The 14,811-nt window shown below is 71.4% G+C and carries 17 protein-coding genes; 11 read left to right on the top strand and 6 right to left on the bottom strand.

Annotated features, from left to right (window positions below; genetic code table 11):
* Positions 1-86 precede the first annotated feature (86 nt).
* The 3 genes from AC6JBM_RS30340 to AC6JBM_RS30330 all read left to right on the top strand — a co-directional run bounded on the left by AC6JBM_RS30340 (position 87) and on the right by AC6JBM_RS30330 (position 2,951).
* Positions 87-1,925: a hypothetical protein gene (locus AC6JBM_RS30340; protein ID WP_497977454.1), complete on the top strand. Its 1,839-nt coding sequence runs from the start codon at positions 87-89 to the stop codon at positions 1,923-1,925.
* A 94-nt stretch (positions 1,926-2,019) separates the two neighbouring features.
* Positions 2,020-2,505, top strand: a complete 486-nt coding sequence (locus AC6JBM_RS30335; RefSeq protein WP_497977453.1) for a hypothetical protein — start codon at positions 2,020-2,022, stop codon at positions 2,503-2,505.
* Positions 2,506-2,663: 158 nt separating this feature from the next.
* Positions 2,664-2,951, top strand: a complete 288-nt coding sequence (locus tag AC6JBM_RS30330; RefSeq protein ID WP_497977452.1) for a hypothetical protein — start codon at positions 2,664-2,666, stop codon at positions 2,949-2,951.
* An 11-nt stretch (positions 2,952-2,962) separates the two neighbouring features.
* On the opposite strand, the gene AC6JBM_RS30325 is transcribed toward AC6JBM_RS30330, so the two are convergent.
* The 4 genes from AC6JBM_RS30325 to AC6JBM_RS30310 are packed head-to-tail and all read right to left on the bottom strand — an operon-like array spanning position 2,963 to position 5,803.
* The gene (locus AC6JBM_RS30325; RefSeq protein ID WP_497977451.1) at positions 2,963-3,601 is read right to left on the bottom strand and encodes a GNAT family N-acetyltransferase; all 639 of its coding nucleotides are present in this window, start codon (positions 3,599-3,601) and stop codon (positions 2,963-2,965) included.
* A complete protein-coding gene (locus AC6JBM_RS30320) occupies positions 3,598-3,993 on the bottom strand; it encodes a hypothetical protein (protein ID WP_497977450.1) in 396 nt (131 codons plus the stop codon). The genes AC6JBM_RS30325 and AC6JBM_RS30320 overlap by 4 nt, the downstream gene beginning before the upstream one ends.
* A gap of 12 nt (positions 3,994-4,005) precedes the next feature.
* Positions 4,006-5,115, bottom strand: coding sequence for an APC family permease (locus tag AC6JBM_RS30315; RefSeq protein WP_497977449.1), 1,110 nt, complete (start codon positions 5,113-5,115; stop codon positions 4,006-4,008).
* 34 nt (positions 5,116-5,149) lie between these two features.
* Positions 5,150-5,803 (bottom strand): GOLPH3/VPS74 family protein, encoded by a 654-nt coding sequence (locus AC6JBM_RS30310; RefSeq protein WP_497977448.1) that lies wholly within the window; start codon positions 5,801-5,803, stop codon positions 5,150-5,152.
* A 336-nt stretch (positions 5,804-6,139) separates the two neighbouring features.
* Between AC6JBM_RS30310 and AC6JBM_RS30305 the strand changes: the two genes are divergently transcribed.
* Positions 6,140-7,192 carry an NAD-dependent epimerase/dehydratase family protein gene (locus AC6JBM_RS30305; RefSeq protein ID WP_497977447.1) on the top strand — a complete coding sequence of 351 codons (1,053 nt, stop codon included), beginning with the start codon at positions 6,140-6,142 and terminating at the stop codon, positions 7,190-7,192.
* Here the strand turns inward: AC6JBM_RS30305 and AC6JBM_RS30300 are convergent.
* Entirely contained in the window at positions 7,140-7,682 is a 543-nt protein-coding gene (locus tag AC6JBM_RS30300; protein WP_497977446.1) for a GNAT family N-acetyltransferase, read from the bottom strand. The two genes, AC6JBM_RS30305 and AC6JBM_RS30300, sit on opposite strands and share 53 nt — an antisense overlap.
* A complete protein-coding gene (locus AC6JBM_RS30295) occupies positions 7,679-9,094 on the bottom strand; it encodes an NsdA family TPR-like regulatory protein (protein WP_497977445.1) in 1,416 nt (471 codons plus the stop codon). Before AC6JBM_RS30295 ends, AC6JBM_RS30300 begins: the two co-directional genes overlap by 4 nt.
* Positions 9,095-9,266: 172 nt before the next feature.
* Here AC6JBM_RS30295 and AC6JBM_RS30290 point away from each other — a divergent pair, with 172 nt between their 5' ends.
* The 7 genes from AC6JBM_RS30290 to AC6JBM_RS30260 all read left to right on the top strand — a co-directional run bounded on the left by AC6JBM_RS30290 (position 9,267) and on the right by AC6JBM_RS30260 (position 14,788).
* Positions 9,267-10,100, top strand: coding sequence for a class I SAM-dependent methyltransferase (locus AC6JBM_RS30290; RefSeq protein ID WP_497977444.1), 834 nt, complete (start codon positions 9,267-9,269; stop codon positions 10,098-10,100).
* 5 nt (positions 10,101-10,105) lie between these two features.
* Entirely contained in the window at positions 10,106-11,062 is a 957-nt protein-coding gene (locus AC6JBM_RS30285; protein ID WP_497977443.1) for a hypothetical protein, read from the top strand.
* A gap of 8 nt (positions 11,063-11,070) precedes the next feature.
* A complete protein-coding gene (locus AC6JBM_RS30280) occupies positions 11,071-11,619 on the top strand; it encodes a DEAD/DEAH box helicase family protein (RefSeq protein ID WP_497977442.1) in 549 nt (182 codons plus the stop codon).
* Positions 11,616-12,800: an NUDIX domain-containing protein gene (locus AC6JBM_RS30275; RefSeq protein ID WP_497977441.1), complete on the top strand. Its 1,185-nt coding sequence runs from the start codon at positions 11,616-11,618 to the stop codon at positions 12,798-12,800. The genes AC6JBM_RS30280 and AC6JBM_RS30275 overlap by 4 nt, the downstream gene beginning before the upstream one ends.
* Positions 12,801-12,807: 7 nt before the next feature.
* The gene (locus tag AC6JBM_RS30270) at positions 12,808-13,446 is read left to right on the top strand and encodes a nucleoside/nucleotide kinase family protein (RefSeq protein ID WP_497977440.1); all 639 of its coding nucleotides are present in this window, start codon (positions 12,808-12,810) and stop codon (positions 13,444-13,446) included.
* Positions 13,447-13,537: 91 nt separating this feature from the next.
* Positions 13,538-13,783 carry a hypothetical protein gene (locus AC6JBM_RS30265; RefSeq protein WP_497977439.1) on the top strand — a complete coding sequence of 82 codons (246 nt, stop codon included), beginning with the start codon at positions 13,538-13,540 and terminating at the stop codon, positions 13,781-13,783.
* Positions 13,784-13,837: 54 nt separating this feature from the next.
* Positions 13,838-14,788 carry a hypothetical protein gene (locus AC6JBM_RS30260; RefSeq protein WP_497977438.1) on the top strand — a complete coding sequence of 317 codons (951 nt, stop codon included), beginning with the start codon at positions 13,838-13,840 and terminating at the stop codon, positions 14,786-14,788.
* The last annotated feature ends 23 nt before the right edge of the window (positions 14,789-14,811 follow it).

The raw sequence follows: 14,811 nt of genomic DNA, 5'->3' as shown, positions 1-14,811 counted from the left end.
GTACGGTCGGGCCGTAGCCGTCGAGGTTGCCGCACGGGCTCCCGGCCACGCCGATGCCCGTGTTCCGCCAGGACAAGGAGCGCGGCGTGTTCGACCAACGCCCGGCCGGTCGGCCGGGTCATCGCAGCCCGGGGCCCGAGTCCACCGGTCTTCGCCGGTGGCTGGGCCGGCCACTGCTGACCCTCGGCGTGCCCGCGCTGATCGCGGCGCTCGGCGGCATCGCGCTCACGTCGCAGGCCGCCCTCGCCGGGCAGGACGCGCCCGAGGTCGCGTGCACGCTCACCGTGCCGGCCGACCCGCTGAGCGCGAAGGGCCTGGCGACCCCCTACCGCCTCGAGGCGCCCTGCCACGAGGCCGACGCCGGCTCGGCCGCCTTCGTCCAGGCCACGATCGTCGACCCGGCGACCGGCGCCATGTCGGTCTACAACCCGCTGGTCGTCGACGCCGGCGCCCGCCCCGCCGTGCCGCCGGCCCCGCCGAAGCTGCCCGCCGGCGCGGTCGTGGGCCTGTGGTTCGGCTTCAACGGCGACCAGCTGCGCCTCGCCGGCGACCACGGCAGCCTCGCGGCCGGCCGGTGCGTCAACGGCGAGCGGGACTCGATCTTCGGCCAGTTCGCGTACTGCAACGCCCCCGCCGTGTTCACCGCCGCCGGCAACGCGATCGCCGCCGGCAAGCTGAAGGTGCCCGGGCTCGGCACCGCCGCCGACGGCCGCCCGTGCCCGTCGACGCGCGACTTCGGCCTGGTCGACATGGACCAGAGCGACAACGTCACCACCACCTACCTGGTGCTCGCCGACGGCACGACCGCGCAGAACACCGCGGCGAACCGCGCCGCCCTGGCCCGCCGCGGCGCCCGTGTCGCGGTCAACGGCAGCGACAACGCCCTGCTCGACGCGCACGTCTTCCCGGCGCTGGGGTGCACGCCGTACCGCGCGCCGGACCTCGCCGACGCCGGCGCCCCGGCCACGGCGCTCGCCCTGAACGAGCTGCAGGCCGCCGCGCACCAGGCCGCCCCGGTGGCGCTGGTGCCGACCTCGGACCCGATGACGCGGGTGGCCGGCAAGCCGAGCGTCGCCAAGACCAACCTGTACCGCGCCGGCGTCGGCCAGCCCGCCGTCGCCGCCGCGACCGAGACGCCCAAGGCCTACTGCGCCGACCTGCTGCGGGTCGGCCCCGACCGCATCGAGCTCGACCGGAGCCTGACCGTCCGGGCCGCGTCGCCGGACCCGGCGGCGGCGAACAGCCTGTTCACGTTCCTGGCCCAGCGCTTCAGCGGCGCGTACGACGCGCTGGACTGCCCGCGGCTGCTGCACACGAAGAACCCGGTCGCGGTGACCACCGACGCGAAGGGCATCGTGGTGAGCGCCCGCTTCGGCGGTCCGTCCCGGCCCTCCGCATCCCCGCCGGCCTCCGCCGCTTCGCCGGCCCCCGCCACCACCCGGCCGGCGGCGGCCGGACGGCAGCCCGAGCACGGCCGGGCGTCGGCGCCCGCGACGACGACCGAGCCGCCGCAGACGGCGGTGCACACCACCGAGCCGCCGCAGACGGCGGTCCAGACCACGCAACCGCCGCAGCCGGTGCGCACGGCCACGCAGGCGGCGCACCCGGTCCAGACCGGTCAGGCCGGCCCGCCGGCCGCCACCCAGCCGGCGACCACCGCGACGACGCCGGCCCCGCCGCCGGCCGCCGACGCACCGGGGGACGACGCCCCACCGGCGGCCGACGCGGGCCAGCCGGACCTGGCCGTCGACGCGATGCGGCTGAAGGCCCCGGACCCGAAGGCGAGCGTGACGGGCACCTCGGTCGCGAGCACCACGGTCGGCGTGGTCCTGCTCGTCGGCGGGACCATCGGCTGCACCGCCGCGATCGTGCGCGCGTACCGCCGCAACCGCGGCAAGTACTTCCCCGAGCCGGCCGCGGAGTAAGCCCGGGTGCCGCGCGGGCGTGCTTGCGATCGAGAGTGATGAGTCTCAATATGTGAGGCGTTGGCTGCTTCCCGCCTCCCGAGAGGACTCGGTGATGATCAGAGCTCGCTCCGCCACGCTGCTCGCGGCCGCCGCCACGGCCGCGGTCGTCGGGGTTCCCGCCGCCGCGCACGCCGCCGTCGTCAGCCAGGCGTTCGCCGCCGACTCCGGGGACAGCTGCCGCTACGGCTCCAGCAGCGGCACGTTCAGCTGGCCGCAGGGGCCGGTCTCGCCGCTGCCCGCGCCCGGCGTCGGCGTGTCCGGGAAGGTCGCGGACCGGCCGCTGCCGATCGATCCGGGGCCGGTGTGCCGCGACGACGGGTACAGCAGCACCGTCACGTTCGTCGCCTACCTCGGGACGACCGAGGTCGCGAGGCAGAGCCGCACCGCCGACAACGGCACGGTGTCGTTCTCGTTCGTGCTGGGCGGCGCCTCGGCGGACAAGGGGATCGACCGGATCACGGTGCAGGTCTGCCGCAACCCCGTCGTCACGCTGCCGCCGAGCTACTGCGGGCGGGCGGTCACGTACGTCGCGCCCTGACCCCGCCGGCCCGCGGCCCCCGAATCGGCGTGCAACCGATTCGGGGGCCGCGGCGCACCTATGGGGCAGGGAGATGGAGGCGGGGATCCCGCCGGGGCCGCGCGGCCGGATCGGCGACGACGCGGTGACCGCGTGGGCAGCGCTGGGCGATGAGGTCGGTGAAGCGGGACATCATCAACACGGTGGCCGACATCCTGCTGTTTCGGGCGGGGAAGGGCGCGCAGGCCGTTCGGGCGGCACCGGCTGGAGTGGACGTGGAAGTTCGGTCGGCAGACCGGCTCGCCGCAGCAATCAAGATCTGCAGTGCAGTGCAGTGCCGCGACGTGCACACCCTCACTGCCTGCACCGCGCCGGGCTGCGAGGTGGACGCGGCGCAGGCGGCCCTGGTGTGGCGGGCGGCCTCCTATCGATCCCGAGATCGACAAGGCGGCGCGGCCGCCATATAGCCGCACCCGACTCAGGACGGGCTGTGTCGGCCGTGCGGCGGCTGGCGCGGCGCCGGGTCGGGTTCGCGGTACATCGGGTGCAGTGCGACGTCGTCACCGATCGGGATCGGTGCGAGCTCCCGGAAGCCGTGTCGCTGGTACAGGGCGGCGTTGCGGTCGCCCGTGGCTTCTAGATAGGCGGTCCGGCCGGTCGCGTCGAGGTGGGTCAGCCGATGCCGCAGCAGCCGAGAGCCGATGCCTTGGCCCTGGTGTTTGGGGACGACCGCCAGGTAGGCGAGATACTCGTGCGGTCCCAGGGGGTGATGGCGCTCCATCGCCGCGTCGAGGACGGCGAATCGGTCCGTGTGCGGGTCGCAGCAGGCGGCGAGGCGCCGACCGTAGTCGTGGATGGGGAGGCTGAACCGGGTCGTGACCTCGGCCCAGATCGCCACGCCGTGGAAGCTGCCGGCCACCTCGATTTGTACGTTCGGCCGTGCGAGGAAGCCGTCCAGCAGCAGCCCGAAGTAGCCGGGGTAGATGGCGGCGCGCTCGTGCGGGTCGGGGACCAGCCAGCCGGCCAGGTCGCCGTCGTGGAACGACTCGGCCAGCGCGGCGGCGAGCAGGCTGTGATCGGCCCGGTCCGCGGTCCAAACCGCTTCGGTCTCGTTCACCGGCTGCATCCCTGCTCCCCGATCTGGTCCCCGGCGCCGAGGTCTGGGGCGCCCTGGCCGATGCCGGCGTACACCGAGGGCCGAGCGGCGCGCAGGTAAACGGCACGAGCGGCGCCCATCGCCGCCGCGACGGCGAAACTCACCGGCAAGGTATACCGCCACGTCGACGTCGCCGGTACGCCGACCAGCAGGTCGAAATGCCACACCGTCAGCATGGTCACGAGCGCGAGCAGGACGGCGGACACGACCGGCGCCACGAACGTCGGCCAGCTGCCGAAGTTGTCGCGGCGAGAACGCTGGCGAGTGAAGTAGACCATGACCGCGACCGACGTCATGGTCATGAGCAGCAGCACCCCGAACCCGCCGAGGACAGTGCCGGCGAAGAACAGCACAAGGAACGGATCCTAGCCCTGCGCTGCGAACACCACGATTGCGGCGGTGGCCAGGAGCGTCTGGGTCAGCGATCCCCACACCGGTGCCCCGGCGCCGTTGAACCGTTCGTACCCGGCCGGCAGCACCCGCTCCCGGCCGAGGGCGAAGGTGTAGCGGGCGGCGGTGTTGTGGAAGCTGAGCATGGCCGCGAACAGGCTGGTGCAGAACAGGATGTGCCCGGCGTCCAGCCACACCGCGCCCAGGTACGGCTCGGCCAGGACGAACGGCAGTTCGGAGAAATGGGTGGAGGCCAGGGTGACGACCTGATCCGGTCCGGCGGCGTCGGCCATCGCCCAGGACCCGATCGCGTACACCACCATCGCCACGGTCAGCGTGATGAACGTGGCCCGCGGCACCGCCCGGCGGGCATCACGCGCTTCCTCGGAGTACACCGGTGCGGACTCGAACCCGACGTAGCCGGCGATGGTGACGCACGCGGCGACCGCGAGCCCGGCCAGGGACAGGTGCGCCGGGGACAGCGCGTCGAAGGTCGTCGTCCCGCCGGCCGGGTGGGCGACGTGCACGGCGGCGAAGACCAGCACGATGACCAGCTCGGCGGCGAGGAGGACGGCCAGGATCGTCCCGGACAGGTCGACACGCAGCAGGCCGAGCACGGCCACGACCAGGCACGCCATGCCGGACAGCAGCCACCAGGGGACGTCGTGGCCGAAGGCGAGGAGGGTCTGGTGCAGGCCGTAGCCGAATCCGCCGGCCAGGCCGATCTGCATCACGGTGTACGCCTGCAGGGCCGTCAACGCCGCGGCGACGCCGGGTATGCGGCCCAGACCGGCCGTGATGTAGCTGTAGAACGCGCCGGCGTTGACGATCTGCCGCGACATTGCCACGTACCCGACCGAGAACAACGCCAGCACGACCGCGACCGCGATGTACGCCAGGGGCATCTGCACGACCCCGGTGACGGCCCAGCCTCCCGTGGCGCCGCCGAACACGACGGTGGCCGGGGCGACCGCGGCGAATGCCGAGGCGACCAGCCGGCCCAGGCCGAGCCGGGTGCGTTCCAGCGACGCCAGAACGTTGCTGGGCCGGCCGCGCTCGACCGGCGCCTGCATAGGGACGGACACGAGGTACTCCATTCGACTCGGAGGATTGACTGGGTCAGCGGCCGGTCATGACTGCGGACCCGACGACGGCCGCGGTGTGCGTGAGCAGCTGTCGGTACATCGGCTGGAGCGCGGCGAGCTGCGCGTCGAGGTACCGCTCAGCTGCGGGTCCGCCGCCCTCCAGCGCTCGGACGTGCAAGCCGGTGACCTTCGCCAGCCCGGCCAGGATCAGGTCCGCATCGGTGAACACCCGCTGTTCGAGCAGGAAGATGTGCAGCCGCGCCGCCGGCCACCCGAAGGCATTGGGGTCAACCGGTCGGTAGACAGTGCGCGAGCGGCCCAGCAGCCGGCGATCCTCGACCCGCACGACCAGCCCCTGCCGCACCATCCGTCCCGCGACCGACTCGTACGCTGTCTGCGCCAGGTGCCGCAGCCATACCGGCACCGGCAGCCGATCCTCGCCGTACAACTGGTCGAGCACGTGATGCGCCACCGCGTCCCGCGGCGGAAACACACTGACCGGCACGACTCGGTACTCCTGGTCGAACCCGATCAGGTCCTCCGCGAGCAGCTCGGCCAGGAGCGCCGCCGCCAACCCGATCGCCACCACCCGCCGCGGGATCAAGAGGTGGCCCGAGCGTTCGTGATGGCTCAACATCCAGTAGTCGGTAGCCGCGAGGGCCGCGGGCGACCGGTACGCGTGCGTCATCGCAGCTCCATGTTCCTGCCGCGGCGAAGCGCCGACTCTCCGCAGCGGTGAATGGGACGTCGTGGGTGGCGCCGAGGCGGGTGGGCCTTGCCGAACGGGCCGCGGGAGGCATGGGGTCCGTGCGACGCCGCACCCGCCCCGGGCCGGCTCTGTCGGTCGGCCGCCGAATGCATGTGGCTGGCGGCGGCGTTCGCGATGACCAGTTGATCAGGAGTACGCGAGCCGGGGAACCATTGATGCTCGTGAACAACGGGAACGCTGCAGACGTCCGCATGAAGTCCGTGAACACGTCGCCCGGACGCACTGCTGGCCGAGGTCAGCGACGAGAATGGAGTGGTGCGGGTACTGGTGTTGGGCGGTTCGTGGTTTGTCGGCCGGGCCGTGGTCGAAGCGGCGGCGACTCGAAGTCACGATGTGACGGTGTTCAACCGGGGCTTTACTCCAGCAGCGCTCCCGGTCGCGGTGCAGCGCATCGCCGGGGACAGGGAGTCAGCGGCTGATGTTCGGACGCTGGCGCGGTATGGGCCCTGGGACGTCGTCATCGATGCGAGCGGGAGCATTCCGGCAGTGGTCCGGCGGAACGCGCAGGTGCTCGCCGACGTTGCGGAGCATTGCGCGTTCGTCTCAACAATCTCGGCCTACCGAGATTGGCCGCACGCCGAAGTGGACGAGGACTCTGCGGTCTGGGACGCCACTGCCGACGATGACCCGGGTGTGCGCCGCTGGGATCCCGATGCGTACGGTCCGCTCAAAGTCGGATGTGAAATCGCCAGTGAGGAGGCGTTCGGGGCGCAGCGGCTGCTCGTGCTTCGGCCGCACGTGGTGCTGGGCCCCTACGAGTACGTGGGACGACTGCCCTGGTGGCTCGGCCGGATGCGACGAGGCGGCCAGGTCGTGGCGCCGGGCCCGGACCGGACGATCCAGCCGGTCGATGCGCGCGACCTGGCGACATTTCTGCTGGATTGCGCCGAAACGCTAAGGTCAGGGCGGTTCAACGTGGCGCCCCAGCCGCAGGCGGCCACATACGGCGGAATGCTTCGGGCGTGCATCGACGCGACCGCCGGGTCTGCCGAACAGCCGGTGGAGCTGGTCTGGGCCGACGAAGATTGGCTCATGGGCCAGGGAGTCACGCAGTGGACGGAACTGCCGCTGTGGCGCAACGCCGCAGCTCCGTGGGGTATGAAAGTCGATCGTGCGCACGCCGCCGGGCTGCGATGCCGGCCAATCGCCGACACGGTTCGTGACACGTGGGCGTGGCTGCGGGACGGCGGTCGTGCCGTGGAACATGAGCGGCTCGCAGAGCACGGGATCGTACCGGTCAAGGAGGCGGCGATCATCAGGCGGTGGCTCGAACAGGTCGAAGGAGTGCGCCGGTCAGGGCCTTCGTGAAGGCCCGGTTGATCGCCGGGTCACGTCCGGAGACGTACGGTTCCGCTGGCTCGTATCCGAACTTGGCGAACAGCTGGAGCGCGGCCGTGTTGCGAACGCCGGTCTCCAGGATGGCGCGGCGCGCGCCCGACGCGACCGCGGCATCCTCCAGGCAGGCAAGCAAGGCGTTGCCGATGCCCCAGCCGCGAGCGCCCGGAGCCACAAACGTCTTTTTCAGCTCGACGGTGGCGGTCGCCCGGTCGTACCAGCGCCACCCGCCGCACCCGACTGGCCGGCTGTGCCGGTAGGCGACGAAGAAGAATCCGTTCGGCGGCATGTATTCGTCTGGTGCGAGGCCGACGGAGTCAGCGAAGCCGTATCGGTCCTGTTGTTCCTGGTAGAAGGCGGCCAGCAGCCTCGCGGCGTCGGGGTGGTCGACCGGGCATCGGACGAGGGAAGCCTCACCGGCCGGCTCCGCACAACTCGCCGGTCCGGGGAGATCGGTCGTCATACAGTTGATAATGCCTCATCGAACTGCGGAAGAAGCTCGGCGACGACCGGCGAACGGGACCTGCGCGCCAGTGCAGGCCGGAGTTGCCGCAGGTAGTTGCGCCCACGCGGCGACTGCACGACCGGTAGAAGGCCGATCCCGGTTCGCAGCGCGTCGACCGCTTCGGGCAAGTCGCCGTTGATCAGTTGGGCCCGGGCCAGGAAGGTCGTGTGCAGCAGGGCCGACCGGGCGTACGCAGGGTGCCCGGCATCGCTGGGCGCGGTCATCTTCGCCACCGAGTCGGTGAGGAGTCCGATGCCCTCGGAGAGCAGCCGCTTGCGGCTCGTGGTGGTGCGATCGGCGAGCACCACCAGGCCCTGACCGGCTTCAGCGGCCAGCTGCATCGGATTGAGGTAGTACAGGAACGATGGCCCGTTGTACGTGCGTGCGCGTTCCAGCAGTTCGGCGGCCTGTTCGGCACAGCGGCGGTACCGGGCCAGGTCGCCGTCGGCGGCTGCCGCTGTGGCTTCCCGGCCGAGCAGGCGGGCCCGCAGTGTCGGGTCGGTGGTACGGCATTCCGCGGCGGCAGCCTCAGCGAGCCGCACGGCCTGGGGTCCATGGCCCGCGAACGCCGACACGTAACTGAGCATCCCGATGACGTTCGCTGCCCGGTCCCGCGCTTCGAGTGCCCGGCACACACCCACGCTGAGCAGCAGATACCGCTCGGCCGAACCGTAGCGGCTGGAGTCGAAGTGCAGCCAGCCGAGCAGTTGGGCGAGATCGGCAACGATCGCCAAGAGCCTGCGGCCGGTCGTCAAGTCGTAGTTGGCGTACTCGACGAGTTCCACGACGTTGCGCAGCTCGGCACCCACATAGCGCAGGCTGAGCGCGCCGCCGCCGTGCCGGTCGTCCAACCGGCGCAGCGCGGCAACGTGCGCTTCGATCAGGTCGACCTGCTCGGGTAGCACCCGCTCGCGACCGGCTCGGTTCCGGGCGACCAGGACGGCGCCCCGCAACTGGTCCAGGACCGCAGCGGTGAGATCCGCACCTGAGGCGTCCTCGATGGGACTGCGCGGTGTAGGTGCGGTCGTGGTCAGCCGGCTGAGTTCCCGAACGAGATCGTCGAGGTGCGTGAGTGTGTCCAGGCCAAGTGCCGCCGATCGTGTACCGGGAGTAGACCCGTGCGTGGGCCACAGTTGTTCGACGGTGACGGCGAACCCGAGCCGCTCGGTCAGCACGGCGGCAGCCGCGTCGGGGATGGGCGGGCGCGGCCGGAATCCCCTGTTGACCCATGAGTAGCCGGCGGTCGGGTCCAGTCGCAGGCGGTCCCGGCCCTGGCTGGACAGCCGCGCGTTGATCGCGTTCACCAGTAGGCGCGGTCCCCAGTCGGCCAGCCGCAGCAGGTCGGCCAGCGGTGTGGGCGGATCACTCATCGGTGCCTCCCGATCGATGTCATCGCACCGTAGCCGAACCGTGACAGCAATGCGGTGCCCGATTTAGCAGCGGACCGAAGTTCACGACGTTCACGGGTTGGTGTTCGCAGTTCCCGGTGTTCACCGCTGGTCGGCCTGCCTCGAACGAGCTGGCTGCTGCTGGACTCGATGCATGACGAGAGGGGCCGTCGACATGGCCGTGAACCAGACCCGCGAACGGCAGCTGTCCGAAGACGGGTACGGGCAGATGATCCGAGCGCTCAACCAGCTGCACTACGCCGGTGAGACCGACTTCTACAGCAACGCACCCCTGCGTCCGTGCGAGGAACGCCTCTTCGATCGATACGGCCGTAACGCGAACATCTTGGACGCCGGGTGCGGTGCCGGCCGGGTTACGAAGGCGATCACCGCGCGCGGTGGCCGGATCGTCGGCGTGGACATCAACCAGGCCGCCGTCGACGTCGCCCGGCAGACCTGTCCCGACGCCGAGTTCGTCTGCGCCAGCATGACCGACCTTCCGCTGCCCGACGAGAGCTTCGACCAGGTGTGGTGCCTGCGCTTCTCGTTCAATGCCCTGCCAACGCTCGCCGAGCGCATCGGGGCGTTGGCCGAGCTGTGGCGGGTCTGCGCGCCCGGCGGCTGCGTGCTGGTCGAAGCGTTCAACTGGCACTACCGGGGCCGGTTCGGGCTGGTGCGGCTCGCGAACGTGCTCGACCAATGGTCACGGCGGCTGCGCTGGCACGGCGACGGTGGGCAGCGCTCGACGCCGATCCCGGCGCGGGACATTCTCTACCTGGCGAACAAGGCCCATGGCGCCGCGCCGGGATACGCCCACCTCACCACGGTCCGCGAGCTGCTCCAACTCGCCGCCGCAACGAAGCTCGGCCCGCACGCCATCGTCACCAGCGAGGCGTCGCTGATGGCCGGTACGCTGGTGCCGGTTCGTCCGCGTCACGGCGGCTACTCGATGTGGCTCGCGGCAACGAAACCGGGCCGGCCGTCATGAGGCTGGTGGGCATCGGTGACCTCGGCGTCGAACTCCACCTCGACCGTCGCGCCCATCGCAGTGTCGGAGCGTTCGTGGACCGCATTTCCGACGAAGCTGCCGATTCGGCCAGCAGCTATCACCTGGTGGCAACGGCCGGCGAACAGGCCCGGCTCGTCATGGACCCGGACCGCAAGACCATGTCACTGACCCTTCCGCCTGCCCGAACCGAGCGTGAGCAGGCCACGATCGAGATCGGCCTGCTGCAAGCACTCGCCCGAGGCGTCGCCTTCCTGGAAGCAGCCGACCCGCAGGCCGCGATGCCGACCGCACTGCTGCACGGCGGCGCGGTCATGATCTCCACCGACTGTGCGATCGCCGTGGTCGACGGCGGCCGCGGTCAAGGCAAGACGTCACTCGCGATGGGACTCGCCGCCCGGCACGGACAGCTGATGGTTGACGAGTTCGCATTCGTCACGATCGCTGGCCAGAGTGTCACCGTGCTGGCTGCACCGCAATGGCCGTGGCACGTCCGCAGCGACATGGCAGCGCACCTCGTACCCGGCAACGTCGACCGCCGGTTGCTGTTCGCGGGAGACTTCACGGGCATCGCCACCACGGCGGTCAAAGCCGCCGCCGTGCGGATGATGCTGATCCCGGATCGAGGACTACCAGCTGGTGAGACCGTAGACGTCTCCCCGATCGAGGCGCGCCGACTGCTGCGCTGTGCAGTCACCGACCACCTGCGCAAGCTCGTCGATCCGCGCCTTGATCACGTCTCGATCTTCGACTCCCCCGATCACCTCGCCACCGCCGATGGTGCACCCTTGCACACCCGGCCGGCCGTCCTCGTGCACGACGCCAAGCGGGTACTCGACGCGCTTGTGACCGTGCCGGTCATCCGGGTCGGCATCGGCGCCCCGGCCGACCTACCCATCAGCGTCACCGCCGCCAGCGCCCGGTGTATGGAACTGCTGGCATGACACCGCCTTTGATCCTGCTCGCCGGTACCAGCGAATCCGGCAAGAGCAGCGCCGGGAGCCACCTCGCCCAGCAGCGCCACGCCCGCCGCATCAAGATCCGGTCCATCCTCGCCGAACTGAACACCGGCCGGCCGGTCACCCACGAGGGTGTACCAATGCGCGAAGGCTTCGACCACCAGGAGTTCCTGGAGCTGGTACGTCGGCTGCCCGAGCCCGGCGATCCACGCACACTGGTGATCGAGAGCTTCATCGACGCCGAACTCGCCGAAGCGACCAGACGAGCCTGGGCCGGGGCGGCTCGCGTAGTCTTCATCACAGCGACCCGCGCCAACCGCATCGCCAGGCTGACGGCAGCCGCTGGGATCAGGCCGGACGAGGCCGCCGCCATCATCGCGCAGAAGGACGCCCGGAAACGGGTAGCCGAGCAGTGGCCGCGGTGGCGTTCGATCGCGGACGAATGGATCGACAACGACGGCGACTACGCGGCCTTCACAGCCAGGCTCGACGCCGTCATAGCCAGAGCAACGAGCGGCCCGAACACTGAGGAGATGACGTGATCCGCCAGTACGCCTCCGCCGGGGCGATCGTCGTGACCACGGACCTGCACCGACCCCGCACCCTCCTGCTGGACCAGGTGCGCGCCACCGGCGAACGACAAACGGTCGCGGCGAAGGGCCGGCTGGAGCCGGGCGAGGCACCGCTGGCCGCCGCAGTGCGCGAGGTCGCCGAGGAGGCCGGCCTCCACCACACCAGCTACGCCGGCTATCTCGGCCAGCAGGCGTACCGCTTTACCGACAACGACGGCACCCCGGCCGCGAAAACCGTCGACTGGTTCCTCTTCGCCGCCGACGACACCAGCACCCTCGCCCGCCGGGAAGAAGGCTTCAGCGCCGCCCGCTGGGTCGACCTCGACGCCGCCGGCCACGAGGCCAGCCATGCCGGATTCGGCGAGTACCTGTACCGCGCTGCGGACATCATCGCCTGGCGGCAACATCGCCCGTTGGCGTTCAGCGCCCTGCTCGACCGGGCGATCCGGGACGTCGCCGACCACGCCGCAGCGCTCCTCGCCGACCAGCCGGAGGCAGGCATCGGCGTGTGCGGCTCAGCCGCCCGCGGCGACTACGTCGAAGGCTGGAGCGACATCGACCTGATCGGCTGGGGCCTACCCGCCGCCGCGCCGCTCACCGCCGCGCTGACGGACATGGTCAACGAGATCGGCGCCCGCCATTGCACGAGGGTCTCGCTCCACCTCGCCGACGAGCGCGGGCATGACGTCCGGTCCGCGGGGGCGGTATACGACATGAAACTGCAAGCCGCGCTCCGCCGTGTCGGCATTGACCTGCCCGTGATCGCCGGCGTGGCCCCCGCGATCGCCCCCGAGACTGTAGACCTGCACCGCGGCCTGCAGCTGTTGCACCGTCTCGCCACCGACGGCGACGTCCGGTTGAACAACACCCGGCGCCAGCTGTCCCTCGCGTGCAGCATGGCGCGCACCATCGTCACCAACCATGATCCGGACGGTTCGCTGCGCCTACCGGAGGTTGTGCGGACCCTCGAACAACGTTGGCCGGGCAGCCAGCTCGGCGCCCTACTCAACGACTACGACGCCTTCCGGCGAGCCGGTGCCGAACCGGCCGGCACCGCCGTCGACCTCGCCACACGAGTCCCCGACGCCCTCGCCGAAATGCTCGACCTCGCAAGCTCCGACACCGCCGCCACCACGTCACCGACCGGGTGAGCGCTCGATGCCGGTCGTCTTCGTTGACGGCGTCGACGGTGCCGGAAAGACCACCCTGATCCAGCACCTTGCGCGAGCGCTACCCGCCCAGTCGGTGCACATCGCCGATCCGCTCTGGCATTACCTGCCAGCGGTCACCGACGCAGCAGACTTCGGCCCCTGGGTCACCAGCACTCCTGCCGAGGAGGTCGCTGCGGCCCTTATCGACGCCTGCATCCACCGCCTCGACCACATCCGACGCCACCTCGGATCGGCCGAATCCGGCAACGTAGTCCTCGTCGACCGGGGACCACGGACAGTCGCTGCATCAGCCCGAGCGCACCTGGCCACCGGACGCTCAGTCAATGCCGCCTACGATCCTCACCCCGCCATCGGACGGTTGAAGGCGGCCGTAACGCAAGCCGCGAACGCCACCGCTTGTATCTCGGCCGAACTCCGCGTCACCAGCTACGATGCCATCCTGTACCGCCTCGGCTCCAGCGAACGGACCGATGTTCGGTACCTGCACTACCTCAGGACATTCCTGCACCACTTCGAGACCGACCCATCGTGGCTCGGCGTCCAGCGGATCGAACTCGACGCCACCGCGAACATCACAGTCAACGTAGAAACCATCCGGAAGGCTCGTTGGCTCGCGGTGCAGTGAGCAGTTCGGCTACCCCGCTGCAACCTGGACCCAGGCCGACCCGGGCCACACGCTCCCGTCGAGCTACGAGTACTTCGACGGCGACGCGTACGTGGCGGCCGACGGCACCCACGTCGCGGCCTCCCCGCGCCACCGGCCGCAGCAGTGGTTCACCAGCCGCGACGGCGCCGCCTACCGGGCCGGGCGCCCCGACGGGCTGGGCGAGAACCTCAACGCCACCGGCGAGCACCCGCCGGTCGTCGCCCGCCCCGGGTTCTACCTGGCCTTCGACGACGAGGCCATGTACCGCTCCGCGGACGGGCTGCACTGGACCCGCATCCCGATCAAGGCGCCGTAGCCACCCCTGGGCGCCCGGGTCCGCTCGCCGCGGGCCCGGGCGTTAGGCTGACGTATGTCGATGCTCGAGACCCTGGGCGTGCTCGCGCACCGCGGCGGCCTGATCGTCGAGCACCCCGAGCTGACCGTCGGCGTGGTCCGCGCGATCTCCCGGCCGACCGGCCTGGAGCTCGAACTGCTCGCCCGCCGCCCGATCGACCGGCGCGACGCCCTGCGGCGCCAGGCCGACATCCGCGCCGGCCGCACCGGCCCGCCGCCGGCCCCGAGGCGCCTGCTGCCCGCGTTCGACGAGGGCATCGACCTGCGCGTGGGCTGGCTCGACGACACCGGCCGCGCGCACTGGGAGTTCGGCTCGTGGGAGTCCAGCAGCGACTACGACGGGTTCCGCCTGCGCACCCGGCTGCAGTTTCCGCCGCGGTACTCGCACGTGCCCGTCGCCCTCGCCTGGCCCGAGATCGGCTTCCCCGAGACCGTCGTGGACCTCGCGCTGCCGGACCGCGCGACGGTCGAGCGCGGCAGTGTGTCGATCTGGGACGCCCCGCTGGACACCGCGATCCCGCCGTCGCCGCTGCGCTACCGCGCGGACGGCACGATGCTCGGCGAGCCGCGCGTCGAGGCGGGCCGGATCGTCGCCGAGCCGCGGGTCCTGCACCGCGGCGAGGACGCCGCCGTGGTCCTGACCCGGCTGACGGCCGTCGCCGGGGTGCTGTCCCTGGAGATCGTGAGCATCGCCCACGGCGAACGGGCGCGGGCCGCCACCGCCGCCGACTTCCCGCCACGCGAGGCGCATGTCGCGACCGGCGCGTCCGTCGCGACCCTGGACGGCCACGCGGCGAGCCGGGCCCGGCCCTACGCGGCGTCGTCCGCGGGCGGCGCGACGGCCTTCCAGTCGCGGGCCGAGTTCGCGCTGCCCGCACCCGCGGGCGACACCCTCACGCTGCTCGTCGCCTGGCCGGCCGCCGGGCTCGCCGACGCCGTCGCCGCCGTGCCGGTGCACGGGGCCTGAAGCGGGCCACGGCGCGCTCGCCC

Source organism: Dactylosporangium thailandense (assembly GCF_059739745.1).
This window is presented reverse-complemented; position numbering and strand designations above follow the sequence as displayed.

What these genes read in the sequence shown, in the direction of transcription:
- AC6JBM_RS30335 (WP_497977453.1), top strand. Translation starts at nt 2,020, where the DNA reads ATGATCAGAGCTCGCTCCGCCACGCTGCTCGCGGCCGCCGCCACGGCC.
- AC6JBM_RS30310 (WP_497977448.1), bottom strand. Translation starts at nt 5,803, where the DNA reads ATGACGCACGCGTACCGGTCGCCCGCGGCCCTCGCGGCTACCGACTAC.
- AC6JBM_RS30300 (WP_497977446.1), bottom strand. Translation starts at nt 7,682, where the DNA reads ATGACGACCGATCTCCCCGGACCGGCGAGTTGTGCGGAGCCGGCCGGT.
- AC6JBM_RS30295 (WP_497977445.1), bottom strand. Translation starts at nt 9,094, where the DNA reads ATGAGTGATCCGCCCACACCGCTGGCCGACCTGCTGCGGCTGGCCGAC.
- AC6JBM_RS30290 (WP_497977444.1), top strand. Translation starts at nt 9,267, where the DNA reads ATGACGAGAGGGGCCGTCGACATGGCCGTGAACCAGACCCGCGAACGG.
- AC6JBM_RS30270 (WP_497977440.1), top strand. Translation starts at nt 12,808, where the DNA reads ATGCCGGTCGTCTTCGTTGACGGCGTCGACGGTGCCGGAAAGACCACC.
- AC6JBM_RS30260 (WP_497977438.1), top strand. Translation starts at nt 13,838, where the DNA reads ATGTCGATGCTCGAGACCCTGGGCGTGCTCGCGCACCGCGGCGGCCTG.